Here is a 26,571-nt window from a genome sequence, read left to right on the forward strand (position 1 = left end):
CTACTGCAATACGAAATTGGTGAACAGCAACTGGTCGACGACCGGCTTGCCGACTTCCTTCTGCGCCACTTCCTGGACACTCGCGGTGGCCTTCTGACGTAGCATTTCCTGGCCGACCGGGCTGGCCAGGGTGTCGAAACCCTGCCCCGAGAACAGCATGACCAGGTTGTTGCGAATCACCGGCATATGCACCTTGAGGGCGTCCAGCGCTGCCTGGTCACGGCCTTGCATGGTGATGCTCACCTGCATGAAGCGCTGGCGGCCGTTCTGGTTGAAGTTGACCACGAAGGCCGGCGCCAGGGGCTCATAGATCGCCGCAGGCTTGAGGTTGGCCAGGGCCGGATCGACCGCTGGCTTGCCCTCGGACGCGTGCAGGAAGAACCAGGTGGCGCCAACCGACAGACCGATAGCCAGCAGCAATGCCAGCACCAACAGCAGGATCAGCTTGAGTTTGCCTTTAGCGGCGGGGTCTTTCTCTGCTTCGCTCTTCGCCATGCCAATAATCCGTCATTCATCGGAGATTTCAGTCACATGGCGAGGGTTGAGCAAGTGTTATGCCAACCTGGAAGGGCAAGGCTGCGCCTTGCATCGCCGGCAAGGCCAGCTCCCACAAAGACCGCAGCCAATCAGGCGTAGTAATCCACGGCGCTTGAGCCCACAACCGACTGCTGCTCGACCGACATTGCGCCTGGTGCGATTTCAGCGGATTCGCCAGACTCATTGCGCCGCGCGGCCACGCCGCTGAGCTTCGGCGTGTCCTGGGCACCCTGCTGCTGTCCGCCACGGGACTGGTCGGCGACGTTGACGTCCGGCTGCCCGAGGCCTTGCTGGGCAAACATCTCCTTGAGACGGTGGACCTGGTTTTCCAGCGCCTCGCGCACCCCGGCATGACCACTGACGAAGGTCACCTGTGCCTGCTGCTCGGGCGCCAGGTTGACGCGAATGTCCAGGCGCCCGAGCTCGGCCGGCTCAAGTTTGATATCCGCCGATTTCAGGTTCTGGCTGGACAGGTACATGACCCGGTTGACCAGACCCTCGGTCCAGCCGCTCTGGTTCATCGCCAACGGTTGATTGAGCGGCGCGGCCACCGGCACGGCATTGGCGGTCTTGGCCGTGGCCGCCTGGGTCAGGCTGCTCAGGCGCTCGGCAAAGTTGTCGACACGGGTATCGCTCGAAGCGCTCTTGAGATCCTTGAGACCATCATCGATCAGGCCGCTGAAGGCTTTTTCGCCCGGCTCGCCCTGTTCGGCATCGGCACCGGGCTTGTCCAGCAGGGCCGCCAGTGTATTGACGGCAGGCTGCGCCGTTGCCGCTTCAGGCTGGGCATTGCCGACCTTGCCTGCGGTATGGGCGGAGGTGGTGCCCTGGGCCTGGGCACTTTGCTCCAGGGCCAGGCGCAAGGCCGGCAGGTCAGCCAGCGGATCGGCCTCGGGATCGAACTCGGGCTCCTCGGCTATCGCCTGACCTGGCGTCGAAGCCACCTGCAATTGTGCAGCCGCAGCCTGGATCACCGGCGCCACGGCTTCAGCCTGGGCCTGAATCAACTGCGCCCCCGGCTGCGCATCGGTCACTTGCCCAGCCACCAGACTGGGGTCGAGCAAGGTCGGGTCAGACAACTGCGAAGGTTCGACCTCGGCGCTGTCCTGGTCTTCAGGCAAATTCTTGCCGCTGTCGGCAACCTTCGACTGGTCGGCGGCAGCGTTCTTGCCGCCAGTTGCACCAGCGGTGGTTTTCTCAGGCACAGGCGTGTCTTTGACGCCTACAGCCGTCTCACGAGACTGTTTGGCATACACATCGGAAAAGCCGGACGCCTTGTCGTTAGGGGCCTGCAGCGATTTATCCGGCACACCGGCAGCGGCGCGCGACGGCTTCGCCACGGCACTGGTTTGCAGCAGGGGGTTGGAGGCGACAGGCATGTAGGAGTCTCCGCTACAGAAGTCGTAAACGTGAATTAGCGAAGACTACGCAAAACTCGCGCCAGGTTTGAACTTATGCTCAACCAATCGACACCCGCTGGCGTTCGTCGCAATACAAGCCACGGACCGCGGCGTACTCGCGGTCGATCTGGTTGATCAAATCTTCGATTCCTTGCAGCGGCCCATGGTTGACCCGATCTTCGAGCTGCCGGCACAACTCGGCCAGCGCCACGGCGCCCATATTGCTGCTGCTGCCCTTGAAACTGTGCGCCGCATGCGCCAGCTCGTCGGCGTTCTTCGCCCCATGCAACTGGCTGAGGCGTATTTCGGAATCTGCAAGAAAGGTCTCGAGCAATTGCAGGTAGCCATCTTCCATGACCTCCTGCAAGTCGCTGAGCACCTTGCGATCGATGTGAATTTCGGACACTTGCTCACTCCTTGATCAAGTTGGATTATGCCAGAGCCTCCCAGGCGAACTCCACGCATGCGCGACGCCCCTCGTCGACCCATTCGGCACGCCGGCTCAACCGGCGTATGAGGTTCAGCCCGCGCCCGCACAACCCTTGCTCGGACACAGGCCTGGCGAGCACTTTACTCACATTGAAGCCCTTGCCGCTATCTTCGACCTCAATTATCAGACGCCCGCCCCGCGGCCCGGGTTCAACCCTCAGGTGCACGCGGATGAACCCCTCGCTCAGGGCCTGCAGACGCTCATTGCGCATCTGGTAATAACTTGCAAAGCTGCGCGCATCGCGCTTGAGCGCTGAGTCCAGGCCCAGCACCCCATGTTCCAGGGCATTGGAATACAGCTCGGTCAGCACACTGTGCAATGCCCCGCTCTGAGCCCGCAGACCATGAATCTCCTGCAGCAGCTGCAGCAAGTACGGTAACGGATTGAAACGCTTTAGCGTGTCGGCACGAAATTCAAATTGCAACGACCAGTCCAGCGGGCTCGACTGACCACTGTCAGAATAGATCACGGGAGGCGGCGACAACAGTTGCGGCTCGACCACCTCGATATCCAGCAGGCTGACGTCGTCTCGCGAGCGCCCGCGAAAACCCTCCAGCGCCTGCAGGACTTCTTCGAACAACAGCGCCGGCCGACGGTTGGCACCCAGAACCTGACGCAGGCGTTCGACGCCAAACAACTGCTCGTTGTCGTCACTGGTATCGACCACGCCATCGGACAGCAGAAACAGGCGCTCGCCCAGGGCCAGGGGCAGCACTTCGGTAGTGTCGTCGAAGCGCTCCGGCGTCAGGATTCCCAAGGGCAGGTGACGCGAAACCAGTGGCATGGGTTCGCCGCCACCGGCCGGCAACAGATAACCGTCGGGCATCCCACCATTCCAAACCTCTACCACCCGCCGCTGAAAGCTCAGGTTGAGCAACAGTGCACAACAGAACATGTCCACCGGCAGGATGCGCTTGAGCTTGGCATTCATCTCCCGCAAGGTTTCGGCCAGGCCGTAGCCCTTGGCGGTCATGCCGTAGAACACTTCAGCCAACGGCATGGCACCTACCGCAGCCGGCAGGCCGTGCCCGGTAAAGTCGCCGAGCAGTACGTGCATATCACCCGCCGGGGTGAAGGCCGCCAGCAGCAAGTCGCCGTTGAACAAGGCGTAGGGGGATTGCAGGTAGCGGATGTTCGGCGCACTCAGACAGCCGGCATGAGCCACCTGGTCGAACACCGCCTTGGCCACCCGCTGCTCGTTGAGCAGGTGATTGTGATGGCGGGCGATCTGGTCGCGCTGCTCAAGCACCGTGGCCTGCAAGCGGCGCAAACGGTCCATCGCCTTGATTTTGGCGGCGAGGATCACCGGGCTGTAGGGCTTTGCCAGAAAATCGTCGCCACCCGCCTCCAGGCAGCGCACCAGTGCCTGTTCTTCACTCAAGGATGTAAGAAAGATGATCGGCACCAGCGCCTCACCCGCCAGCGCCTTGATCTGCCGCGCCGCCTCGAAACCGTCCATCACCGGCATCAAGGCATCGAGCAGAACGATGTGCGGGCGCTGTTCGGCAAACAGGGTCACCGCCTGCTCGCCGTTTTCGGCGGTGAGCACTTGATGCCCCTGTTTACGCACGATAGTGGCGAGCAGCAAACGGTCTGCCGCGCCATCTTCGGCGATCAGTACAGTGAGCGCTTCGAAATCATGGGCTGGCTGGCTCAACTGATGTCGAACAGCTTTTCGAAGTTGGAGATGGCGAGGATCTTTCGCACATCGGAGCTGGTGTTGACCACGCGGATTTCCGAATCGTCACCCCCCACGTGATCGCGCAGCAGCAACAGCATGCCCAGGGCCGAACTGTCCAGATAGGTTGCGTCCTTGAGGTCGACAACCACTGACTCCGGCTTGCGCGGCTCGTCCTCGTAGGCGTGGCGAAATTCCTGATGCTTGCCGAAGTCAAAACGCCCTTTGACCTTTATCGTCAGCTTTTTCCCATCCGGGGATACTTCAGATACAACTGCCATGTCGATGATTCCTTCCATTGCGACGATTGCAGACACCTAGAAGGTTTAGCAGCCCCGCCCCCCACCGGCAAGCCCTGCCGATCAACGCACGGATCAGTAGCGGTCGTGGCGCGGCAGGCGCTGGGACAACTCGTCGAGCAGCTTCTGCTCGCGCTTGTCTTCAAGCATTCGCGCCTCGTCGATGTAACGCTGCACCAGCTTGCGCAAGCCTTCGACCCGGGCGTAGGCCTGTTGCCAGGTGCTCCGGGCGTTTTTCAGGTTGTTCTGGTGCCAGGCCAGGCTCTGGCGCTGCTGGGTCATGGCCGTTTCGAGCTGACCGAGAAAGCTCTGGTAGTTGACCAGCCAGCTACCGGACACGCCCTGCGCACCACGATTGATCCACTGCAACTGGTAGTCGGCGCGAAAGCGGTCGAGCTCGCCGAGCTTGGCCTGGGCCATGCTCACCTGCTGCTGGAACTGCCCAAGGCGCTGGGCGGCCTGGCGTTCGGCGTTCTCCGCCATCTCCACCACCGGCGCCAGACGCGCGGCACGGCTTGGCTGGGCCATGATCTATCAGCCGCCTGCCGCAGGCAGGGGGGCGAACACGCCAGCCAGGTGCTCGCGACTCTGCTGCATGCCGACGTTGTCGTTCAGACCCTGGCGCAGGAAATGCACCAGACGCGGCTGCAGGGTGATGGCCAGGTCAGTTTCGGCATCGCCACCGGCCACATAGGCGCCGACGCTGATCAGGTCGCGGCTCTGCGACAGGCGCGACCACAGCTGCTTGAACTGCTGCGCTTCGGTCATCTGCTCGGGGCTGACCACTTGCGGCATGACCCGGCTGATGGAAGCCTCGATGTCGATGGCCGGGTAATGCCCCTCCTCGGCCAGGCGCCGGGACAGCACGATGTGGCCGTCCAGCACACCCCGCGCCGAGTCGGCGATCGGGTCCTGTTGGTCGTCGCCCTCGGACAGCACGGTATAGAACGCGGTGATCGAGCCACCCCCGGCCTCGCCATTACCGGCGCGCTCCACCAGCTTGGGTAGCTTGGCGAACACCGACGGCGGATAACCCTTGGTGGCTGGCGGCTCGCCGATGGCCAGGGCAATTTCCCGCTGGGCCTGGGCGAAACGGGTCAGCGAATCCATCAGCAACAGGACGTTCTTGCCCTTGTCGCGGAAGTACTCGGCAATGCGCGTGCAGTACATCGCGGCGCGCAAGCGCATCAGCGGCGCATCGTCAGCGGGCGATGCCACTACCACCGAGCGCTTGAGCCCTTCTTCGCCAAGAATATGCTCGATGAACTCCTTGACCTCACGGCCCCGCTCACCGATCAGGCCGACGACAATGATGTCCGCTTCGGTGAAGCGGGTCATCATGCCCAACAGCACACTCTTGCCGACGCCGGTACCGGCGAACAGGCCCAGACGCTGGCCGCGGCCGACCGTCAACAAACCGTTGATGCTGCGAATACCCACATCCAGCGGCTGGCTGATCGGGTCGCGGTTGAGCGGGTTGATGGTCGGGCCGTCCATCGGCACCCAGTCCTCGGCCTTCATCCCGCCTTTGCCATCCAGGGCACGACCGGCGCCATCGAGCACCCGCCCGAGCATGCTCATGCCCATCGGCAGGCGGCCGCTGTCCGCCAGCGGCACCACGCGGGCACCGGGAGCGATGCCGGCCACGCTGCCGACCGGCATGAGGAACACCTTGCCGCCAGCAAAGCCCATGACTTCAGCCTCGACCCGCACCGGGTGATAGCTGTCGTCATTGATCACCACGCAACGGCTCCCGACCGCCGCGCGCAGGCCTTCGGCTTCGAGGGTCAGGCCGACCATGCGCAGCAGGCGGCCTTCTACCACCGGCTGGGAGGGTAAATTGACGGCATCGGCGTAAGCCCCCAGACGCTTGCCGAAGCTGGTTCGCTCAAGGCGCATCGGGGCTGTCCAGGTCGACCTGCAAGTCCGGCGCCGCCGGGTGCAGGCCTTGGTCGTGGAGCTGATCGAAGAGCTGCGTCATGGCCTTTTCGATACGGGTTTCCATGCTCGCGTCGATGCGGCTGTGATCGGTTTCGATGCGACAGCCGCCCGGCAGCAGGGCTTCGTCTTCGAGCAGCTTCCAGCGCTCTTCGTGACGCTCGCGCAGGGCCTTGACCAGCTCGAAGTCCTGCGGATTGATATGGATACGGATGTTCTCGGCGCCCATTGGCAGCAGCTTCAGGGCTTCACGCAGCACCTGGGCGATCTGGCTGGAATCGCTGCGCAGTTCGCGACCGATAACCTCGCGGGCGATATGCCCGACCAGGTGCACCACGGCTTTTTCGATCTGGCTGTCCTGCTCGGCGATAGGCTCGAGCAGATGCCCCATGAGCTGTTCGAGGCCGGCCAGCTTGGCGCTGAGGGCCTCTTCGGCTTCCTGGCGGACCTTGAGCTGGGTGCTGTGAAAGCCCTCGCGCTCGCCGGTGGCAAAACCTTCGTTGTAGGCTTCCTGGCGGATGCTTTCGAGTTCTTCGAGGGTCAGTGGCTGGACTTCTTCCAGCGGCACTTCTTCGATTTCGTCCTGAACCGCTTCGGGCTCGGGCTCGGGTTCCGGCTCAGGCTCGGGGTCGAAACTGGGCAATGCCCAGCGATCGAAGCCATCGACGTCGTTGGCGCGAATCAGCTCACTGAGGTGCTCGTTGGTTGACATGATTTCACGCACTCATAAAGCATCGCGGGGCAAGCCCGCTCCTACAGGACCTCTGTGGGAGCGGGCTTGCCCCGCGATAAGGTCTTAGATCATCTCTTCGCCGCCCTTGCCACCGAGGACGATTTCCCCGGCTTCGGCCATACGGCGGGCGATGGTGAGAATTTCCTTTTGCGCCGTCTCGACGTCGCTGACGCGCACCGGGCCCTTGGCTTCGAGGTCGTCGCGCAGCAGCTCGGAAGCACGCTTGGACATGTTCTTGAAGATCTTCTCCTTGACCTTCTCGTCGGCGCCCTTGAGCGACACCACCAGCACATCGGAAGAGACTTCGCGCAGCAGCGCCTGGATACCGCGGTCGTCGACGTCGGCCAGGTTGTTGAAGACGAACATCAGGTCTTCGATCTGCTCGGAGAGGTCGCCGTCGATGTCGCGGATCGCGTCCATCAGCTGGCCTTCGACGGAGCTATCGAGGAAGTTCATGATGTCCGCAGCCCGCTTGATGCCACCCAGGGTGGTGCGCGCGGCATTGGAGTTGCCCGAGAACTGCTTCTCGAGGATCTGGTTCAGTTCCTTGAGTGCGGCCGGTTGTACGGTGTTGAGCGACGAGACGCGCAGGATGATGTCCAGGCGCACCTTGTGGTCGAAGTTGCCCAGTACTTCACCGGCCTGGTCCGGGTCCAGGTAAGCCACGACGATGGCCTGGATCTGCGGGTGCTCGTAGCGGATGACGTCGGCCACCGCGCGCGGCTCCATCCACTTGAGGCTGTCCAGGCCGCTGGTGTTGCCACCGAGCAGGATGCGGTCGATCAGGCCGTTGGCCTTGTCCTCGCCCAGGGCCTGGGTAAGCATCTTGCGGATATAGCCGTCGGAGCCGACACCCAGGCTGGTCTGGTCGCCGACGATCTCGACGAACTCGCTCATCACCTGCTCGACCTGCTCGCGATGGACGTTGCCCATCTGCGCCATGGCCACGCCGACCCGCTGCACTTCCTTGGGCCCCATGTGCCGCAGTACCTGCGCGGCATCGGTTTCACCCAGTGACAGCAGCAAGATCGCTGCCTTGTCGACACGGGTCAGTTTGGCGGTAAGGGCTCGGTTATCACTCATCGGCGTTGATCCACTCTTTCACGACCTGGGCCACACGACCCGGGTCTTCGGCCACCAGGCTCTTGATTGCATTGAGCTGTGCGTCATAACCCTCGCTCGGGCTTGGCAGCAGAATGCTTTGCGGACCACCCAGGCTGACGCGGTCGTTGGCCAGTTCGCCATCCAGACCGAGCATGCCGCCCAGTTCCATGTCGCCATCGGCACCGGCGCCTTGCTTGCCATTGCCGGTGATGTTGTTGAGGACCGGACGCAGCACGCCGAACACCAGGACCAGGATGAACAGCACGCCCATGACCTGCTTGATGATGTCCCAGAACCACGGCTGCGAGTAGAACGGTATTTCGGTGATCACTTCACCACGGTCGGCAGCGAACGGCACGTTGATCACACTGACGCTGTCGCCACGGCTGGCATCGAAGCCCACCGCGTCCTGCACCAGACGGGTAAAGCGCGCCAGGTCTTCGGCGGCCCATGGCGTGCGGGCGGCATCGCCGGTGGCCGGGTCGACCTTGAGCTGGTCATCGACCACGACCGCCACCGACAGGCGGGTCAGACGACCTTGCTGCTGACGGGTATGGCTGATGGAGCGGTCCAGTTCGAAGTTCTTGGTCGATTGCTGACGCTTGTCGGCCGGGTACGGGGCAAGCATCGGCTGGCCGGTGGCCGGATCCATGATTTGCTGACCGTTGGCGTCGAGCAGCGGCTGGCCGGGCTGAATGGCGCTGGCAGCGGTTTGCGTGCCACCGGTGGTCTGCGGCGCCGAAGCCGGGCCGGGCGGCTGGTTGCTCAGGGCACCTGGCACGCCTTGCGGGCCCATGCTGCTGGAGCGTTGTTCGTTGACCGACTGCTCGCTGCGCAGCGCTGGCTGGTCCGGATTGAACTGCTCGGAGGTCGACTCAACGGCACTGAAGTCCAGGTCTGCAGAGACTTCAGCCTTGTAGCGGTCGTTGCCCAGTACCGGCTGGAGGATGTTGTGCACACGCTGGGTGAGCAGGCCTTCCATACGGCGGCTGTAGTCGAACTGCTTGCCGGCCATGGTCAGCTCGGAGTTCTCGACCTGATCGGAGAGCAGGTTGCCCTTCTGGTCGACCACGGTGACCTGGGACTTGTTCAGCTCCGGCACGCTGGTTGCCACCAGGTTGACGATGGCCATCACCTGACCGGCTTCCAGTGCACGGCCCGGGTACAGCTCGACCAGTACCGAGGCACTTGGCTTGCGCTCGTCGCGGACGAACACCGAGCTCTTCGGAATCGCCAGGTGCACCCGGGCACCCTTGACGTTGTTGAGGCTGGAGATGGTCCGCGCCAGCTCACCTTCCAGGCCACGACGGTAACGAGTGGCTTCCATGAACTGGCTGGTGCCCAGGCCCTGCTCCTTGTCGAGGATCTCGAAACCGACATTGCCATCGCTCGGCGCCACGCCGGCGGCTGCCAGCTTCAGGCGGGCACGGGAAATATCGTCGGCCTTGACCAGCAAGGCGCCGGAATTGGGTTCGACGTTGTAGGGGATGTCGGCAGCGGCCAGGGTCTCCATGACCTGCTTGGTGTCCATGCCGGCCAGGCTGCCATACAGCGGCCGGTAATCCGGTTGCTGCGACCACAGCACCACGGCAAAGCCGATGGCTACGCTCGCGGCCAGACCGACCAGCAGGCCGACCTGACGCAGCATGGGCATCTGCGAGATGTTTTCCAGGAACGACATGCCGAACAACGGCGGCTTGGGCGCTGCCCCGCTGCTTTTCGCGGGCACGTTATCGACGACTGCTTCGGCCATGACTCAATCTCGCCCTTATACCGGCATCTGCATGATGTCTTGATAGGCCTGCACCAGCTTGTTGCGCACCTGGGACAAGGCCTGGAACGACACAGTGGCTTTCTGCGAAGCGATCATCACGTCGGTGAGGTCAACGCCGCTTTTACCAATCTCGAAAGCGTTGGCCAGCTGCGAGGAAGCCTGCTGGGTGTCGCTGACCTTGTTGATGGCCTGCCCCAGCATGTCGGCAAAATTGCTCGAACCGAGCTCAGGCGCAGCGGCAGCCTTCGGCATCGACATGGCGTCCATTTGCATGGCCCGCATGTCCAACATCAATCGATTAAATTCAACACCTTGGCTCATGGACTTCTCTCTCCGACGGCCCGCATTTTTTTGACACTCACGCAGCGGATAGGCAGGACATAGCAACAAGAGTGCCAGCTCTGCCCGCGGCCCGAACAAAAACTCTAATTCAACACCCTGTCAGCTCGCGTACAGGCTAGCCTCGACGTCCATACCGGCATCGCGCATCTGCGCCAGCTTGTAACGCAGGGTGCGTGGGCTGATACCCAGGCGCTCGGCGGCTTCCTTGCGGCGGCCGCGTTCGGCACGCAGAGTGTCGATGATCATCTGGAATTCATGGCGGCGCATGTCATCACCCAGCCCGCCTGCGGCCTCGGCCTCGATCGGCGCAACTGCGGCGACCGGCGCTGCGGCGAATACCGGCAAGGCACCGGCAAGACAGAAATCCGCCGCTTCGATCACCCCGCCCTGCTGCAGGATCAAGGCGCGCTGGATGGCGTTGTCCAGCTCGCGCACGTTGCCCGGCCAGGCGTAACCCTGCAGACAGGCCTGAGCCTCAGGCGACAGGCGAACGGGGGCGTGCTTCATTTTATTGACGTGGCGCGCCAGCAAGCGTTCGGCCAGCGGCAGAATATCGGCGCTGCGTTCGCGCAGCGGCGCCCATGCCAGCGGGAACACCGACAGGCGATAGAACAGGTCTTCACGGAACCGCCCCGCCGCCACTTCACCGGCCAGGTCACGGTTGGTGGTGGCAACCACGCGAATGTCCAGGGCAATCGGCTTGCGCCCACCGACCCGCTCCACTTCACGTTCCTGCAGCACCCGCAGCAGCTTGGCCTGCAGACCCAGGGGCATTTCGGAAATCTCGTCGAGCAGCAAGGTGCCGCCATCGGCCTGCTCGAACTTGCCGGCCTGGGCAGCAATGGCCCCCGTAAACGAGCCCTTCTCGTGACCGAACAGCGTGGCCTCGAGCATGTTGTCCGGGATCGCCGCACAGTTGATCGCCACGAACGGCTGCTCGGCGCGCAGCGACTGCTGGTGAATGTAGCGCGCCAGCACCTCTTTGCCGGTGCCGGACTCGCCCGAGATCAGCACGGTCGAATCGCTTCGCGCCACCCGCGCAGCCAACTCCAGCAACTGCGCACTGGCAGGCTCGCGCGCCACCGGCCCCTCGCCTTCGCCAGCGCCGGCCACACCCAGGGCGTGACGCGCCACCAGTTCGAGCAGGGCCTTGGGCTCAAATGGCTTGACCAGGTAATCGGCCGCGCCCTGGCGCATGGCCTCGACCGCACGCTCGACGGCGGCATGCGCGGTCATCAGCAACACCGGCAGCTGCGGCTGGCGCGCGCGCAGCAGGGTCAGCAACTGATGGCCGTCCATACCCGGCATGTTCACATCGCTGACCACCAGGCTGAACGCCTCGCCAGCGACCACTTCCAGTGCTTCTTCGGCCGAACCCACGGCCTGATAGGCAAAGCCGCCCAGCTCCAGGGTATCGGCCAGTGCCTGCCTCAGGGCGCGGTCATCTTCGACCAGCAGCACCTTGATTGCTTTCATTACTCTGTCTCCGCCTGCTGCGCACCGATCAGCGGCAGGCTGATCCGTGCACAGGTGCCACGACCGGGTCGCGAACGTAATTGCAAACTGCCCTGGTGGGCCCTGGCCACCGCCTTGACCACCGCCAGGCCCAAGCCGGTACCGGTGGCCTTGGTGGTCAGGAACGGCTCGCCCAGGCGCGCCAGCAAGGCACTGTCGATACCGGTGCCGGCATCGCTGATGCACAGGTGCAGGACCTGCTCGCGCCGGTACAGGTGAACCTTGAGCCGCGCCGGCTCGCCACTGGCCTGCAGGGCGTTTTCGATCAGGTTGAGCATGGCGCCGACCAGGGTGTCGCGGTTGCACAGCAACTCGCCCAGGTGACTGTCGCACTGCCAGCGCACCGCATGCCCCTGAACATGGGTCTGCGCGGCCTGCTGCAGCGCCTGGAACAGGGCCTTGGGCGTCAGCCGGTCAGTCAACGGCAACTCGCCGCGGGCAAACACCAGCATGTCGCGCACCTGATGCTCCAGCTCGTGCAGGCGCTCCTTGAGGTTGCTGGCAAAGCGTTGCTGGGTTTCTACCGGCAGGCTCTGCTCGGCCAGGTGACTGGCATAGAGCATGGCCGCCGACAAGGGCGTGCGAATCTGGTGGGCCAGGGAGGCAACCATGCGCCCCAGCGAGGACAAGCGCTCGTGGCGGGCCAGCTGGTCCTGCAGGTGACGGGTTTCGGTCAGGTCATTAAGCAGTACCAACTGCCCGGGCTCGGCATCCAGCGAGCGCGTGGCAATCGACAGGCGCCGGCCATCACGCAGCGACACCTCGTGGCCGTCATCCTCGCGCGGAGCGAAGCTGCGAGCGATCACCTCACGCCACAGCTCACCCTCCAACGGCTCGCCAAGCAGGTCGCAGGCAGCGGGATTGGCCTCACGCACGCGGCCCTGGCCATCGATGACAATGACCCCGCCGGGCAACAGGTCAAGCAGGTTCTGCAGACGGTTGGCCAGGCGCTCCTTCTCGGCCAGCTCGGCCATGCGCTGGGCACTGACCACCGCCAGCTCGCCCTTGAGCTCGGTGACCCGGGCTTCGAGCAGGCTGTAGGACTCACTGAGCTGGGTGGACACCTGATCGAACATGGCAAAAGCCTGTTCAAGACCAAGGCGGCTTTCCTGCTCGGCGGCGTTTGGCCCCTTCGGCTCAGGGACACAGGAGATGGTAGCGACCTGGGGCATCGTGCTCTCTCGCGTGACTGACCGTCATAAAACGGTGTGGAGCCTGCGATATAGCAATAGCCGTGCCGGATAGTTTCGGAAGGACGCTTACTGGAGCTGCAGAGAACTGGCAAAGGCCGCCAGGACGGGCGTTACAGCCCTTTGAAAGATAGGGTTATTCGCCATGATGGGCCCATTGCGCTGCCCATCATGGCGACACAGGCGTCAATCCTCCGCCTGTTCATCCCCTTCGCGCCGGCTCATGCCGTACTTGCGCATCTTCTCCACCAGGGTGGTGCGGCGGATGCGCAGGCGCTCGGCGGCGCGAGCGACGATACCGTTGGCGTCATCCAGCGCCTGCTGGATCAACCCTTGCTCCAGACCACCGAGGTAGTCCTTGAGGTCGAGGCCTTCGGGCGGCAGCATGGCGTGGTTGGCGAAGTTCGGCGTATGGCCATTGATCGCCACGCGCTCTTCGAGGTCCGAGCGCAGGCTGTCGACCAGTTGCTCGTCTTCGTCATCGACGTAGCGGAATTTCTTCGGCAGCTCGGAAACGCCGATCACCCCATAGGGGTGCATGATCGCCATGCGCTCGACCAGGTTGGCCAGCTCGCGGACGTTACCCGGCCAGCCGTGACGGCACAGCGACATGATCGCGGCCGAGTTGAAGCGGATCGAACCGCGCTTCTCGTGCTCCATGCGCGAGATCAGCTCGTTCATCAGCAGCGGGATGTCCTCGACGCGCTCGCGCAGCGGGGCCATCTCGATGGGGAATACATTGAGGCGGTAGTACAGGTCTTCACGGAAAGTACCCACCTCGATCATGCTTTCGAGGTTCTTGTGGGTCGCGGCGATGATGCGCACATCGATGCTCTGGGTCTTGTTGCTGCCGACCCGCTCGAACGTGCGCTCCTGCAGCACGCGCAGCAACTTGACCTGCATCGGCAACGGCATGTCGCCGATTTCGTCGAGGAACAGGGTACCGCCATTGGCCAGCTCGAAACGCCCGGCGCGGCTGGTGATCGCCCCGGTAAAGGCGCCCTTCTCGTGGCCGAACAGCTCGCTTTCAAGCAGCTCGGCCGGAATGGCCCCGCAATTGACTGGCACAAACGGCGCTTCACGGCGCTTGGAGTGGTAGTGCAGGTTACGCGCCACCACCTCCTTGCCAGTGCCCGATTCGCCGAGGATCAGCACGCTGGCGTCGGTGTCGGCCACCTGCTGCATCATCTGCCGCACGTGCTGAATGGCGCGGCTGGTGCCGACCAGGCTGCGGAACAGGTTCGGTTCGCGCTGGCGTCCACGCTCGCGGGCCTGGTCGTACATCTCGCGATAGACCTGGGCACGGTGCAGCGAATCGAGCAACTTGCTGTAGCTCGGCGGCATCTCGAGGTTGGAGAGCACGCGACGGCGCAGGTCGTCCGGCAGCTCGGCAGAAGAAATTTCGCCCAAAAGCAGAACCGGAAGGAACTCATCCCACCCAGCCACTGTCTTAAGCAAGCCCATCAGACTTGCCGGAGCATTCACGGTCCCGATCAGGACACAGAGTACTTCACGACTGGATGACAACGACTCGACAACCTGCTGCCAGTCATGGCTCGAGCAGGGCAGATTTTCTTCGCCAAGAAAATTCAACACCACCGCCAGATCACGGCGGCGAGCGCTATCGTCATCGATCAGGAGAATTTTGGTTTCACGCCACATGCAATAACAACTTCCCTAGTCATCTCGGCGCCCTTGTAAGGGCAAGCTCGACATCATTCCGACTGAACGGTCAGTGTTCGGACGTCTGAAATTAGAAAACAGCCACTAGTTAAGTCAAAAAACCGTACATAGTCAAATTTATGGCGCACTGCTTTTTGGTTTTGCCCAGTTTCAGCTGAACAAATGGTATACCTTTGCCGCGTTTTTCGCTTGCCGGATCTGCGACATCTCATCGACTATTGTTTGACGCTCGCCACTTGCAACCTCAATTAATTCCCTGTAGACGCCCAGAAGCTCCTCGAGCTTGCTGCGCAGTGTCGCCTCGTCGACCGTCGCTTCGACCAGCACATCGTCCACGCACAGGCGGCAGCTGACGTCGAGTTCGCTGATCGCCTCCCAGTCACGGCTGGCCAAGGCACCCAGCAGTGCCTCGCGGGTTTGTTCGATACGTTCGAGCACGACACTCATTGCAATCTCCTAGGCATCGGTGAGCTGATCGCCGATCGCGTCCCAGCCTTCCTTGACGGTAATCAGCAGACGCGCCACCTCGTTGAGGATCTCCGGGTCATTCTGCACGTTCGCTTCGACCAGGCGCTTGCTCATGTACGAATACAGGTTATCCAGGTCGGTCAGCGAGTCAGCATGGTTTTCCAGGTCCAGGCCTTCGCGCAAACCGCCAACGATACCGATCGCCTTGCCTATCAGGATGCCGCGCTGGGCCACGTCGTTGCGCGCCATGGCGCCCTTGGCCTGGGCAATTCGATCAAGACCACCCTGCATCAACATCTGCACCAGACGGTGCGGGCTGGCCACGGAGGTCTGGGCCACGCCGTTGACTTTCTGGTACTGCCGAAGGGCCAACATCGGATTCATGCTCTACCTCGTCACCGCAAAAAAGGTTTCGTATACCGCTTGTATCGCCTGCGCGTCAAAAAACTTTAGCGCGGCCAGCAAAAAGCCCGGAGTCCCCTTACGGGTACTGCCGGGCTTCTGGCACATCGGTCGATCAGGAATTCTTTTGCTGCGCCTCGATCGAGGCGAACATCGAAACGATGTTCTTGCGTTCCGCCTCGAGCTTGCCGACCAGGGTATCCATGGCCACGTAGCGCTTGGTCAGGGATTCGGTCAGCGATTTGATGCGCCGATCAAGGGCCAGCTGCTGATCACTCAGATCCTTTTGCAGCCTGTCTAGGCCAGCCTTGCGGGAATCGAGGATACCGCCGGTCTGCAAGTACGGTTCGACAGCCTTTTTCATGTTCGCAAACACGCCATCGGTGCCGGTGAACAGCTCCTGCACGTCAGGACCGAGCTTTTTATCCTTCATCGCCGCGTCGTACTTGGCGGAGTTGAACTCCAGGGTACCGTCCTTGGCCGTGTTGATACCCAACTGACTGAGCGTGGTCAGGCGACCACTCCCCGACGGGGTAGACAGCTGCTTGCGCAGGTCGGACAGCAGCGAGCGGGTGGTCGGATCGTTGGTCAGCGGCCCGAGCACGGTCTTGCCGTCTGCGTCCTTGGACACCGACGTCAGGGCATTGGCAGCCTTGACCAGGGTATTGTAGGCGTCAACAAAAGCCTTGACCGACGTCTTCAGGCCTTCGGTATTTTCACCAACAGTAACCTTGATAGCCTTGGTCTTATCAGTTCCGGTGGCCTGGAGCAGCTCCAGACTCATACCACTGATCGCACCATCAACGGTGTTGCTCTTGCTAGTAACTGGCAGACCATCGATGGTCAGCTTGGCGCTCTGGGCAACGCCGTCGATATAACCGGCACCGTTACCCGCCATCGGGGCAGTGCCGTTGATCTTCAGCTCGGCAATGCCATCGACCGAGATATCGGTACCCTCACCGGTCTTGGTCGAACTGAACACCAGGCGCGAGCCGTCCTTACCGTTGACGATGTTGGCACTGATGCCTTTCTCGGCCAGCGAGGTATTAATGGAGTCGCGCACCGTCTGCAGAGTCGCACCCGGGCCAACCTTCACGGTATGGGTCACGCCATCCTGAGTGATGGTCAGGTCACCTTCAGGTATCGAGGTGCTGGCACCGCCGGTAAAGTTCTGACTGGCCACCTTGGACGAGGTGGCGAGATTTTCGACCAGGACCGAGTAGGTGCCGGGTACAGCAGTATTGTTCGAGGTCGCCTTGACCGTGGCGTCGCTACTGGAGGTCGCGGTATAGGCGTTGAAGGACGGAGCCTTCGGATCGTTGAGCTTTTTCATCGCTTCCTGGTACACAGAAAGCGCACTCTTGAGCGACGCTACCCCGGAAAGCATGGCCGTGTTGTTGGCGGTCTGGCGCTTGATCTGGTTCGCCTTGGGATCGGTATCCGCCTTGACGAGCACATCAACGATCTTGTTGATGTCTACCCCGGAACCCAGACCGATACTCGGTAAAATTGTACTCGCCATTGCTACTCCCTCATGGTTACGCGCCGCCCTAGCCTTGCCAGACTAGCGAACTTGCGGTTCAGCCGCCAACTTCAGGCCTTGGCATTGAACAGCAGGCTGTTTACATCGCTCAGACTGTGAGCGATCTTCAACGCCTCTTCCGAAGGAAGTTGGCGGATCAGCTCTCCGGTCTCACTGGCGATGACTTTTACTACAATTCGGCCGGATTCTTCATCCGTGGAAAACTCAAGGTTACGTCGCGATGATGCAAGGAACTTCTCGATATCCTTGACCGCGCTCTTCACCTTCTCTGCTTCGGACAGCCCCTTGTCGGCAGTATCCTTGGCCGGCGTGATGGCTTCAACAGCCGCTACGGGCTTCGCCGCAGGGCGTTCGGTGGTCGCTTCGACCGGCTTCACCGTCGGGTACGACAGGTTCAGCTTGACGCTCATATCCATGTCACCACCTCTCAATGCAAAAGGCGGAGGAGCGCCATAGATGCACTCCCCCGCCGACAACTACCAGGTGATTAGCCCAGCAGCTTCAGTACCGCCGACGGCAGTTGGTTGGCCTGGGCCAGAACCGAAGTCGAAGCTTGTTGCAGGGTTTGCTGCTTGGTCATCTGAGCAGTTTCAGCGGCGAAGTCGGTATCCTGTACGCGGCTACGAGCAGCTTCGGCGTTCTCGTTGATGTTTTGCAGGTTGTTGATGGTGCTGGTCATACGGTTTTGTACAGCACCCAGCGCAGCGCGGGAGTCACCGATGGTGCCGATGGCCTTGTCGATTGCAACCATGGCAGCCGAGAAGTTGGTTTCGGCAGTGGCGCTGTCGCTACCGGCGATGGTGATGGCGCTGGTGATACCCAGGTCGCTGGCCAGGAACTTGCCGCTCAGGTCGATCGTGATCTGGTTTTGGGAACCAGTGTTGGAACCAACCTGGAAGGTCATGACGCTAGCCGAACCGTCCAGCAGGTTCTTGCCGTTCAGCTGGGTGGACTGGGCGATACGAGTCAGTTCCGCACCCAACTGCTTGAACTCGCCGTCCAGCGAGACACGGTTGGTCGAGTCGTTCGAGTCGTTTCGCGACTGTTGAGCCAGTTCACGCATACGCTGCAGGATGTTGACCTGCTCTTGCATCGCGCCTTCAGCGGTCTGGGCGATCGAGATACCGTCGTTGGCGTTTTTGATTGCCATGGTCTGACCGCGGATTTGCGAGGTCATACGGGTAGCGATCTGCAGGCCGGCGGCGTCGTCTTTGGCGCTGTTGATTTTCAGGCCGGAGGACAGACGGCTCATCGAAGTGCTCAGAGCGTCGGAAGCGCGGTTCAGGTTCTTCTGAACGCCCAGGGAGGTAGTGTTGGTGTTAACGGTTAATGCCATGACGAATTCCTCGTGTTTGGGATACTGCGGCTTCCGGCCCTGGCATCCGCCGGGTGTGGCCTAGAGAACCTTCGTAATAGTTATCGTCGTCTGGCGCGGTTGCTTTAGGGCTTTTTAGAAATTTTTTAATGGCACCCTGCCACCCCAATGAAATCAAGGGTTTGACGCCAGAAAAACCACTTTCACACCAACGGCAGGCATAAAAAAAGCGCCACCGGTGCAACCGGCAGCGCTTTTTAAACGGCAAGGCTCTATCTCAATCCTTGCGTTCGATGATCGCCGACCCCCAGGACAGGCCAACACCAAAACCACTGAGGGCGACGCGCTTGTGCTGAGAACCGAGCACGTGTTTTTCCAGCAGCAGCGGAATGCTCGACGACACGGTATTACCGGTCTCGACCATGTCCTTGACGAACTTGTCCGGATCATCCTCGAAGCGCCGGGCGACTGCATCGACAATCGCCGCACTGCCCTGATGGATGCAGAACAGATCGATATCCGCCGGTGCCAATTGGCTTTCGCCCAACAGCTCGTGCAGGTGCGCCGGCACCTTGAGCAAGGCAAAGTTGAAGACCTGACGACCGTTCATGAAGAACACCCCGTCACTGACCTTCAGGTGCGCAGCGCCGCCACCGTCGGTACCGAACTTGGCCTTGCCCAATTGCCAGTGGGCGCCCTCGCCCATCCAGGTGACGGTAGCGGCATCACCGAACAGCATGGTGGTGTTGCGATCTTCCGGGTCGACGATCTTCGAGTAGGGGTCAGCGGTGATCAGCAGGCCGTTTTTCAGCCCCGCCGCTTCCATGAAGCCTTTCATGGCATACAGGCCATAGACATAGCCCGAGCAGCCCAGGGAAATATCGAAGGCCGCCACATGGGTCGGCAGGCCCAGCTTGTCCTGGACGATGGCGGCAGTGTGCGGCAAACCTTCTTCGTCGCCGTTCTGGGTAACGACGATCAGGGCGTCGATGGACTCAGGCACCAGGCTCGGATTGGCAGCGAACAGGGCCTTTACCGCCTCCACACACAGGTCGGAGGTTTCCTGGCCTGCATCCTTGCGCGGCAAAAAGGTCGAACCGATCTTGCCGAGAATGAATTCCTGGTCCTTGGCGAATTTCGCACCCTGGGCGTAGTTGTCAACGCCCTCGACAGGTACGTAACTCGCGATGCTTTTGATGCCAATCATTGTGGCTTCCCGATAGATATGCGGATTTTCACGGGCACTGGAACCTGGTAACCAAGGGTTTGCGAGCCTGCGCACACCCCGCCCGCCAGTACCGCCCGACGACTCAATAGATTAAAGATGCCCGTTTCGACTGCCAAGTCACTGTTGCACAAAGATTACCCACCACAAACGTCAGCCTTTGCTGTTTTGCGGGTATCAGGGATGGGCATTATCGGCTGGCCGACGCTGCGCAGGGAAAACTCAGGAGGGGTCAGCACTCATCGAGTGCACCAGCCACCGCGCTCCCTATCGACTCGGGCAGCGCGGCGGACACAGGTTCAGGACAGGATCAACCCGGTAGCCAGGCACTGCACCAACGCTGCTGATGCTCCTCGTCGAACATCCAGTACCGATGAACGGCATCCTTGAGTTCATCACCGCGGCGCTGGGTTGCTTCAATATTCGCCAGGTGCAGGCCGATTGCCTCGATCCAGTGCTCGTAACTGTTACTCACACGTGCCACCGGCAAATTGTCCTGCCCCTGGCCGATGTCGCTACAAATCACTGGCACAGCACAGGCGCCAAACTCCAATTGGCGCTGATTGCCTTTGCAAACGTTGAACAGACTCTGCTCCAGCGGCACCAGGGCAAGGTCCAGATTCAACCCCGCCAGCGTTTGCGGGTACTGCTGCACATCGACACCGTCATGGTACTCATGGACATAGGGCTGCAAGCTGCTCGGGCAGTAACCGAAGAAGACCCACTCGACATCTGCAGCCAAGGCCTTGATCACAGGCGCGATAACGTTCAGATCAGTTGCTTGCTCGCTGTTTCCGACCCAACCCAGGCGAGGCCGGGCACCCGTGCGCCGCCGCCCCTGGACATCGCGCCAGGCTTCGATCGGCAAGCGCGTCTCAACCACTCGGATATCCGCGTGCAGGCCGGCAAAAGCCTTCGCCAACGCCGTTGTCGGCACCACCAGGCGGTCCACATACCCCAGAGCCCGCTGCAGGTTATGGAAAATATCTTCGCCTATGCCCTTGCGCCTGGCGCTGCCCAGCGGCAGATCCGGCAGGTAGTCGCTCAGATCAAGAACCGTGAAGGCACGCGAGAATGCCTGAATCCGCCGCATGGCCTCCAGACGAGGCTCGTCGAGCCCACCCTGGAACACCACCACGTCCGCGGCCAGCCGCTCCAGCTCAACCAGTTGCGCCACCCCTGGCGACACCTGGCCATCGATGCAGCCAGCTGCCTTCAATGCATTGAAGGGACAAACCACCCGCGAATAACCCAGGTCGCCCTGATCAAGTGGATGAAGCGACAGTACCGGCACCTCACGCTGACCCTGCGGCGAATGCCACGTCGATTGCAGGCTGGCAACTTTGAAACCGCCAGCATGGGTCAGAGACAAATGTGGGTTGTAGGCTGGATCATGTCCTAGCACTGGTAACCAGCGGGCGTACAGGGCGTCTTCTTCCTCGACGCTGGCAGCAGCCAATGCTGGCCTATCGATCAACAGTTGCGCATGAGGCGTCCAGACGTTGAGAAAACCTGCCTGACGTAGGCGCAAACACAGATCGACATCCATCCAGCGCGCAAGCTCAGGCGCCTCGTCAAACCCACCCACCTCAACAAACAGGTCGCGGCGCAACATCAGACATTCGCCACTCAGCGCCGAATAGTCCTGGTCGACCATGAGCCGTTGCATGTAACCGGTATCGCTATGGGAGTACCCGGTAAAAGCCCGCCCCACCGGCCCACGCAAGCCCAGCACCAGGCCGGCGTGATGAATCTTGCCGTTCATCGTCAGCAGTTTGCCGCCCACGGCCGCGACTTCCGGACGCTGGGCGTGATTGAGCAACTGCTGCAACCAACCCTGGGCAATCGGCGCCGCCGCCGCATCCAGCCACAGTAGGTATTCGCCGCGCGCCAGCCGGCCTGCCTCATTGCGCAATAGCGCCGCAGACTGGCCTGGGGCAAAAGGCAGCACGCGCAACTGATCGCCGCCAATTTGCTCGATTCCCTGCAGCCATTGCCGCAGTTGCGGGTCGTCACTGCCCGCATTCAGCAGCAAGACCTCATAGGCGGGATAATCGGTGTATTGCAACAGCGCTTCGATACTGCGCTGGAACTGTTCCATGACACCGTCGAGCAGGATCACAATACTCACCATAGGCTGGCCAGCATGCCCATAGTCCAGCTGATAGTGGCCAGGAAGGTACGTATTGACTTGCGCCTGGCCGTAACCTCGGGCCTGGAGATGGCGGTTGATCACCTCGCGCTCACTGACAGAGTCGGCGAAGCACAAGGCTTCACAGACCAACAGCGGCTCACTGATATGCTCGATACCACTCAAGCCTCGTTGCTCGATCAGGCGCAGTTGGTATTCCAGTTCGAACGCTTCGCCACAACCGGTATCGAAGCCACCCTGCGCCAGAAACCCATTGCGCTGGAACAGCCAATGCGACGATACGCTGGCCGGCAGACTTAACAACAGGTCAAGGTTGAGGTCAGGTCGAAGCGAAATGCCAAGCGTCCCGTTACCCATGCGCATGGCTTCATCGGCATAGAAAGCAAGGCGGTCATCCGTCGCATTGGCAAGCGCCTGGGCCACCAGCAAAAAGCCGCCCGGAGTGAACTCGACACCCGCCTCGACCACCATGAACCAGTCAAAGGCACTGTCGGCCACCACCTGGTTGATGACAGCGCTGCGCTGTTCTGCCTGGCAAGGCAGATGGCGCACCGAAAGGCCCGGCACACCTGCCACAGACGCCGCGTCGCCGAGGGTCACCACCTGCAGGTTTGGATACAAGCAACGAGCTGGCGCGAGGCTCTCAAGGGTGCGCGTCAACGCCTGTTCAGCGTCTCCATTATCCAGGACCAGCACGCCCAGCCTCGGCGAGTGACCGTTTGCCAGGCGCGTCATCAACGCCGCGCGTTGCTGCTCATCCGGGCAGCGCTGCTCCAGCCAGACCTGCATGCCTTGCCTGTCGGCCAACGCCTGGCGCACCGCTGCGGCCTGGGTTTTTTCAATGAACACATCAAGTTGCTGCCAAAACTGCGCGGTTACAGCGGCATAACGCTGCAAGGCCCCCTTCACGCCAGCGCGAGCAACCGCCAGGGCATCGACCTGGTCAGACACGGCACAACCTTCCTTGCCGAAGAAGATCCCGTCGAGGAAGGTCTGGTCGATTCCGTACCCGGCCATAAAGATTACCGGGCACCCACACAGGACGGCAATGGAGCACGTCATCGACCACTCATAGCTGTAGAGCACCTCGGCACTGCGCAGAACCTCGGCCAACTCCCTCAGCGACAGCGGATTGGCCACACTTAGCAGGCGAATGCCCTCCGGCAGCGACGAATAGTCCACCTGATCCAGGGGATGGCGATTCTGATAGAGGTAATGCCCCTTTCGCTGCACGGTTTCATCAGGCGCACTGAACAGCGAGATGTCGATGATAGGAAAGCACAGCAGGTCGGTGACGCCGGCGCTCTTCTCAGCCGCAATCCGGGCGTCATAAAAGAACAGCAGGTCGCCCGGCTCTTCATCCATCATCCTGCCGGTCAAAAAACCTTCAACGTTCAGCACATAGCGTGCAACCACTTTGCCGTTGAGGGGGTTGCCGCTGGTCACTTCAGGGTAAACAATGATCGGCACTTTGCCGCTGGCGATATGACCTTCGGCGGTGGCCTGGTCGAGCAGCGGCGTTTTCAAATCGGGGTTAACGACTTTACCCCCAACGATGTACGCGTCCTGCCCGTTCTGATTCAAGACGTGACACAAATAGTGAAGAACGCAAACGCCTGAAGACGTCTCCCGGTAATCCGGCGCCGAAATGTAATAGGGATGCGCCGGCTTGGCATACATCAGTTGCAAACGGGACAGCGCTTGCTCAAGCCTAAACTGATCGACTCCCAGGGTATTCGACATCTTCCAACTCCAGTATTCATTAGAAACCCGACAGCCCAGAGCACGTTGAGCGGGCAACGGCGACGACCACCACGGCGAACTGTCAATAATCTGCCATCGCCGCCCTGTCGCGGCCTGCGCGCAAGGCTGCAGACACAGGGGTTTGGCCAATTGGCAGGCATAAAAAAGCCGGGCATTGCGCCCGGCTTTGCATTTTTCGCGCCAGTGACCCGTTAAGGCAACCACTCCAGCACAGCCTTGCCACCGACATTCGCCGCACGCGAAACGTCCACGCCATGCTGGGTATCGACAACGACACGGGTGCAGAACGCCGCTGGCCAGCGCTGAACCAGCTCCAGGCACTGTTCCCGCGCAGGCAATGGCACTTCGATGTTGAGCACTTGCGCCTGCGGTACGCAGATCGACAGCAAACCGGCTTGCGCAGCCTTCAGGCACAGGTCGACATCAGTACCGCCAGCGAGCTGCTCATCCAGTCCGGCACACTGCTCGAACAGGGCCTTGCCCACCATCAGGCAGTCAGCCGACACCGCCTGGCTACCTTTTACCGCTTCCAGCCCGGGCAACGTCACTTGCAAACGCGAAGCGCCCTGCCGGGCATTGCGTACCAGGCCGCTGCCCAGCAACTCGTAACCGGCATGACTGATGACGCCATCACGATCGAACATCTGGCAACCGACCACCCCCACTTCAGGGCGCTGAGCCTGGTTGAGCAAGGACTCGATCCAGGCTGGCGACACCACCTCGCTGCGGCTGGACATCAACACCAGGTACTGCCCCTGGGCCTGGGCGGCTGCCTGGTTGACCATCTGCGCCCGCACCGACGACTCACAGGCAAACAAGCGCACCCGCGATCCCAGCCCCTGGACAATGGCGAGGCCTGCGGCCACTGCCTCGGCATTGGCTGCCTCGCAGGTGACGATGACTTCGTAGCGGGCATAGCGAGTACGCTGAACCACGCTCGCCAGGCTGGCCTTGAGCTGCTCGAGATCGGAATCGGCGACCAGCACAATGCTCACTTGCGGTGTCTGTGGATGACGGAAATCAACCTGGAACGTACCGTCGGCACTTTCGTTGACCTGACCACGGTAACCCAGCACGTTCAAATGACGCTTGAGGGTGGTCAGGGCATCCGCAGCCATCGACTCCGACGCTTGCTGGCCGATCACCAGGTACTCGTCCAGGTGGGCCATGCCGCTGATACCCTTGGCTTCGACCAGGCGCAGGAGCAGATCGAATTCCAGCGCTTGCGCACAATCTTCACTGTAGCCGCCCAGGTCGACGATGGCCTGGCGACGCACCAGCCAATGCTGCGCCATCAGGTCAGGCCGGCTGCGCAGCAAATCCAGGTCGCAACCAGGACGTACGACACTGAGCAGGCGCCCGTCGCTGTCACGCTGGACTTCGTTGGCACAGATCGCATCGCACCCCTGGGCGCCGGGCAGCTCTACCTGCAGGCGCAGCAGGCCACCGTTAGCCAGCACGTCACCTGCCTGCAACATCAGCAGCCATTCACTCGAAAGCTGGCGCACCACCTGATTCAGGTGCGCGACCATGTTGGCCGGGGTGACCTTGATGAAGTGCAGGGCATCCCTGGCCGTGGTGATGGCCGGCAATTCGCCGGCCTTGAGCACGACAACCTTGAAGTTGCGCAAACCGCTGGCGACCAGGCTGTCGAAGGTATCCTGCAAACCTGCGTTATCGTCCTCCAGATCGATCACCACAAAGGCCATCTGCGGCGCCGGATTTTTACCCAGGTGGGCAAAAATTCGCTCGCGGGCGGCGCTGTCCGGGCTGGCGTCGGCGATTGCCGCAAGCACCTTGCCCGAAGGCGTGCTCGCCAGTTGCGCCTGGACACCCGTAACCGGCAGCAACTCGAGCTGCTCCAGCCAGATACCGAGGTCGTGGCGCAGCCCCTGATCCTGCTCACCGAGGCCTGCCAGCAGGAGCTGGCATACTTGCGGGTTGAACACACCCAGTGCAAATGCCTGCCAGTAGCGGGCCATGAGGCTCTCGGCGGTATCGTTGGGATGTTCGGCAAGCAATGCCTGTTGCCGTACCCAGGTCCCCTCCAGAGCATGGCTGTGGAGCTGGCCGGCGGGCCAGGCATGGACCATGAACTCGGCCGAACGCAGTTGACCGAACACGGTGCCGTTGTAGTAGGGCATTTCGACGAACTGGGTTGGCTCGAACGTCAGCTTCGGTTCGGACGACAGGCTGTCCCAGCGCGAAGTGAACAGCAATGGCGCCTCGCAACGCGAGTGGGTATTGCGCACGAAGGCATTGAGGACTTCGAACCCCTTGGCGTTGGCAAATACTGCTGCCTGCTCGCTGTCCCAGTGCTGGAGCTGGCGCACAGCCTGGCTCAGCAGTTCTTCGCAGGCCTGCGCGCAGAGGGTCCAGGGACGGTACTCGACCATTGCGCTGGTGTGCGCCAGCAGACGGGAAGCACCCTGGGCCAGCAGCCCGTAGGAAACCGCCACGCACCAGCTATCGAACGACAAGTCCGCTGGCACACTGCGCACCGCGGCTTTCAATACCTCGGTGCGCACCACGGCCCGCCACGCCTGCAGACCGTACTCGGCGTGCACGCCAATACGCCCCAGGGCGCTGCTGGCATGCAACTGCGCCTTTGGCGCGGAACCGATCCTGTAGTAAGTCACCTCGCCATTACCGGGCTGGTAACCCAGCGAGTAACCTTGCGCCATCAGGTAGTCTGCGTCGTCCCGCAAGGCTTGCACCGTTGCGGCGATGCCATCGGTCAGGAGGAAATCACACTCCAGGGTCAGCACCGCAAACGTGGTATCGACCTGCTCCAGGGTCTGCAGCACCTGCTCGGACCAGTCACCGACCGACGTTTGCGACGCCGGCGCTGCGAGTGTCTGCAGGTGTGCAAAGCGCGCCTGGTAATAGTGAGCGGCGCGCCCTGAATAGCCAGGCTCGTCCTGACCCAGCAAGACGACGGTGACGTCATCCAGCAGCGCCGCACAACCGATTGCTTGTTCGCCCATAGTGCACCTAGTTCTCATGTTTTCTGTCATGG

The 26,571-nt window shown here is 61.7% G+C and carries 22 protein-coding genes; all 22 read right to left on the reverse strand.

Annotation, left to right across the window (positions count from 1 at the left end):
* Complete coding sequence (gene fliL, locus CCOS864_RS20235; protein WP_115088073.1) at positions 1 to 495, reverse strand: flagellar basal body-associated protein FliL; 495 nt, start codon at positions 493 to 495, stop codon at positions 1 to 3.
* 131 nt (positions 496 to 626) lie between these two features.
* The gene (locus tag CCOS864_RS20240) at positions 627 to 1,916 is read right to left on the reverse strand and encodes a flagellar hook-length control protein FliK (protein WP_115088074.1); all 1,290 of its coding nucleotides are present in this window, start codon (positions 1,914 to 1,916) and stop codon (positions 627 to 629) included.
* A 79-nt stretch (positions 1,917 to 1,995) separates the two neighbouring features.
* Positions 1,996 to 2,343: an Hpt domain-containing protein gene (locus CCOS864_RS20245; RefSeq protein WP_115088075.1), complete on the reverse strand. Its 348-nt coding sequence runs from the start codon at positions 2,341 to 2,343 to the stop codon at positions 1,996 to 1,998.
* Between the two features lie 25 nt (positions 2,344 to 2,368).
* Positions 2,369 to 4,084 (reverse strand): ATP-binding SpoIIE family protein phosphatase, encoded by a 1,716-nt coding sequence (locus CCOS864_RS20250; RefSeq protein WP_115088076.1) that lies wholly within the window; start codon positions 4,082 to 4,084, stop codon positions 2,369 to 2,371.
* The gene (locus tag CCOS864_RS20255; RefSeq protein WP_115088077.1) at positions 4,081 to 4,386 is read right to left on the reverse strand and encodes an STAS domain-containing protein; all 306 of its coding nucleotides are present in this window, start codon (positions 4,384 to 4,386) and stop codon (positions 4,081 to 4,083) included. The genes CCOS864_RS20250 and CCOS864_RS20255 overlap by 4 nt, the downstream gene beginning before the upstream one ends.
* 93 nt (positions 4,387 to 4,479) lie before the next feature.
* Positions 4,480 to 4,932, reverse strand: coding sequence for a flagellar export protein FliJ (gene fliJ / locus CCOS864_RS20260; protein WP_115088078.1), 453 nt, complete (start codon positions 4,930 to 4,932; stop codon positions 4,480 to 4,482).
* A 6-nt stretch (positions 4,933 to 4,938) separates the two neighbouring features.
* Positions 4,939 to 6,303: a flagellar protein export ATPase FliI gene (fliI, locus tag CCOS864_RS20265; RefSeq protein ID WP_093385605.1), complete on the reverse strand. Its 1,365-nt coding sequence runs from the start codon at positions 6,301 to 6,303 to the stop codon at positions 4,939 to 4,941.
* The gene (gene fliH, locus CCOS864_RS20270) at positions 6,293 to 7,054 is read right to left on the reverse strand and encodes a flagellar assembly protein FliH (RefSeq protein WP_115088502.1); all 762 of its coding nucleotides are present in this window, start codon (positions 7,052 to 7,054) and stop codon (positions 6,293 to 6,295) included. The genes fliI and fliH overlap by 11 nt, the downstream gene beginning before the upstream one ends.
* A gap of 84 nt (positions 7,055 to 7,138) precedes the next feature.
* Positions 7,139 to 8,158 carry a flagellar motor switch protein FliG gene (fliG, locus tag CCOS864_RS20275; protein ID WP_045189054.1) on the reverse strand — a complete coding sequence of 340 codons (1,020 nt, stop codon included), beginning with the start codon at positions 8,156 to 8,158 and terminating at the stop codon, positions 7,139 to 7,141.
* Positions 8,151 to 9,932, reverse strand: coding sequence for a flagellar basal-body MS-ring/collar protein FliF (gene fliF, locus CCOS864_RS20280; protein ID WP_115088079.1), 1,782 nt, complete (start codon positions 9,930 to 9,932; stop codon positions 8,151 to 8,153). The genes fliG and fliF overlap by 8 nt, the downstream gene beginning before the upstream one ends.
* A gap of 15 nt (positions 9,933 to 9,947) precedes the next feature.
* On the reverse strand, positions 9,948 to 10,274 hold the full coding sequence (gene fliE / locus CCOS864_RS20285) for a flagellar hook-basal body complex protein FliE (protein WP_115088080.1): 327 nt from the start codon (positions 10,272 to 10,274) through the stop codon (positions 9,948 to 9,950).
* Positions 10,275 to 10,394: 120 nt separating this feature from the next.
* Positions 10,395 to 11,771 (reverse strand): sigma-54-dependent transcriptional regulator, encoded by a 1,377-nt coding sequence (locus CCOS864_RS20290; protein ID WP_115088081.1) that lies wholly within the window; start codon positions 11,769 to 11,771, stop codon positions 10,395 to 10,397.
* Positions 11,771 to 12,982 (reverse strand): sensor histidine kinase, encoded by a 1,212-nt coding sequence (locus CCOS864_RS20295; RefSeq protein ID WP_115088082.1) that lies wholly within the window; start codon positions 12,980 to 12,982, stop codon positions 11,771 to 11,773. The genes CCOS864_RS20290 and CCOS864_RS20295 overlap by 1 nt, the downstream gene beginning before the upstream one ends.
* Positions 12,983 to 13,186: 204 nt before the next feature.
* Entirely contained in the window at positions 13,187 to 14,662 is a 1,476-nt protein-coding gene (gene fleQ, locus CCOS864_RS20300; protein WP_115088083.1) for a transcriptional regulator FleQ, read from the reverse strand.
* A 171-nt stretch (positions 14,663 to 14,833) separates the two neighbouring features.
* A complete protein-coding gene (fliT, locus tag CCOS864_RS20305) occupies positions 14,834 to 15,130 on the reverse strand; it encodes a flagellar protein FliT (RefSeq protein ID WP_115088084.1) in 297 nt (98 codons plus the stop codon).
* A gap of 9 nt (positions 15,131 to 15,139) precedes the next feature.
* Positions 15,140 to 15,535: a flagellar export chaperone FliS gene (gene fliS, locus CCOS864_RS20310; protein ID WP_115088085.1), complete on the reverse strand. Its 396-nt coding sequence runs from the start codon at positions 15,533 to 15,535 to the stop codon at positions 15,140 to 15,142.
* A 133-nt stretch (positions 15,536 to 15,668) separates the two neighbouring features.
* A complete protein-coding gene (gene fliD, locus CCOS864_RS20315) occupies positions 15,669 to 17,075 on the reverse strand; it encodes a flagellar filament capping protein FliD (protein ID WP_115088086.1) in 1,407 nt (468 codons plus the stop codon).
* Positions 17,076 to 17,146: 71 nt separating this feature from the next.
* Positions 17,147 to 17,512 carry a flagellar protein FlaG gene (locus tag CCOS864_RS20320; RefSeq protein ID WP_115088087.1) on the reverse strand — a complete coding sequence of 122 codons (366 nt, stop codon included), beginning with the start codon at positions 17,510 to 17,512 and terminating at the stop codon, positions 17,147 to 17,149.
* A 71-nt stretch (positions 17,513 to 17,583) separates the two neighbouring features.
* Complete coding sequence (locus CCOS864_RS20325; protein WP_115088088.1) at positions 17,584 to 18,432, reverse strand: flagellin domain-containing protein; 849 nt, start codon at positions 18,430 to 18,432, stop codon at positions 17,584 to 17,586.
* A 256-nt stretch (positions 18,433 to 18,688) separates the two neighbouring features.
* Entirely contained in the window at positions 18,689 to 19,618 is a 930-nt protein-coding gene (locus CCOS864_RS20330; RefSeq protein WP_115088089.1) for a ketoacyl-ACP synthase III, read from the reverse strand.
* Positions 19,619 to 19,946: 328 nt separating this feature from the next.
* Complete coding sequence (locus CCOS864_RS20335) at positions 19,947 to 23,531, reverse strand: glycosyltransferase family 2 protein (protein ID WP_115088090.1); 3,585 nt, start codon at positions 23,529 to 23,531, stop codon at positions 19,947 to 19,949.
* A 212-nt stretch (positions 23,532 to 23,743) separates the two neighbouring features.
* Positions 23,744 to 26,539 carry a glycosyltransferase gene (locus tag CCOS864_RS20340; protein WP_167458914.1) on the reverse strand — a complete coding sequence of 932 codons (2,796 nt, stop codon included), beginning with the start codon at positions 26,537 to 26,539 and terminating at the stop codon, positions 23,744 to 23,746.
* Between the last annotated feature and the right edge of the window lie 32 nt (positions 26,540 to 26,571).

This window comes from Pseudomonas wadenswilerensis, assembly GCF_900497695.1.
Lineage (GTDB): Bacteria > Pseudomonadota > Gammaproteobacteria > Pseudomonadales > Pseudomonadaceae > Aquipseudomonas > Aquipseudomonas wadenswilerensis.

Coding starts and splice junctions, on each gene's coding strand:
- CCOS864_RS20325 (WP_115088088.1), bottom strand. CDS start 18,432: ATGGCATTAACCGTTAACACCAACACTACCTCCCTGGGCGTTCAGAAG.
- fliT (WP_115088084.1), bottom strand. CDS start 15,130: ATGAGTGTCGTGCTCGAACGTATCGAACAAACCCGCGAGGCACTGCTG.
- fliD (WP_115088086.1), bottom strand. CDS start 17,075: ATGGCGAGTACAATTTTACCGAGTATCGGTCTGGGTTCCGGGGTAGAC.
- fliS (WP_115088085.1), bottom strand. CDS start 15,535: ATGAATCCGATGTTGGCCCTTCGGCAGTACCAGAAAGTCAACGGCGTG.
- fleQ (WP_115088083.1), bottom strand. CDS start 14,662: ATGTGGCGTGAAACCAAAATTCTCCTGATCGATGACGATAGCGCTCGC.
- fliE (WP_115088080.1), bottom strand. CDS start 10,274: ATGAGCCAAGGTGTTGAATTTAATCGATTGATGTTGGACATGCGGGCC.
- fliG (WP_045189054.1), bottom strand. CDS start 8,158: ATGAGTGATAACCGAGCCCTTACCGCCAAACTGACCCGTGTCGACAAG.
- CCOS864_RS20335 (WP_115088090.1), bottom strand. CDS start 23,531: ATGTCGAATACCCTGGGAGTCGATCAGTTTAGGCTTGAGCAAGCGCTG.
- fliL (WP_115088073.1), bottom strand. CDS start 495: ATGGCGAAGAGCGAAGCAGAGAAAGACCCCGCCGCTAAAGGCAAACTC.
- fliI (WP_093385605.1), bottom strand. CDS start 6,303: ATGCGCCTTGAGCGAACCAGCTTCGGCAAGCGTCTGGGGGCTTACGCC.
- fliJ (WP_115088078.1), bottom strand. CDS start 4,932: ATGGCCCAGCCAAGCCGTGCCGCGCGTCTGGCGCCGGTGGTGGAGATG.
- CCOS864_RS20340 (WP_167458914.1), bottom strand. CDS start 26,539: ATGGGCGAACAAGCAATCGGTTGTGCGGCGCTGCTGGATGACGTCACC.
- CCOS864_RS20240 (WP_115088074.1), bottom strand. CDS start 1,916: ATGCCTGTCGCCTCCAACCCCCTGCTGCAAACCAGTGCCGTGGCGAAG.
- fliH (WP_115088502.1), bottom strand. CDS start 7,054: ATGTCAACCAACGAGCACCTCAGTGAGCTGATTCGCGCCAACGACGTC.
- CCOS864_RS20320 (WP_115088087.1), bottom strand. CDS start 17,512: ATGGATATGAGCGTCAAGCTGAACCTGTCGTACCCGACGGTGAAGCCG.
- CCOS864_RS20295 (WP_115088082.1), bottom strand. CDS start 12,982: ATGCCCCAGGTCGCTACCATCTCCTGTGTCCCTGAGCCGAAGGGGCCA.
- fliF (WP_115088079.1), bottom strand. CDS start 9,932: ATGGCCGAAGCAGTCGTCGATAACGTGCCCGCGAAAAGCAGCGGGGCA.
- CCOS864_RS20290 (WP_115088081.1), bottom strand. CDS start 11,771: ATGAAAGCAATCAAGGTGCTGCTGGTCGAAGATGACCGCGCCCTGAGG.
- CCOS864_RS20330 (WP_115088089.1), bottom strand. CDS start 19,618: ATGATTGGCATCAAAAGCATCGCGAGTTACGTACCTGTCGAGGGCGTT.
- CCOS864_RS20255 (WP_115088077.1), bottom strand. CDS start 4,386: ATGGCAGTTGTATCTGAAGTATCCCCGGATGGGAAAAAGCTGACGATA.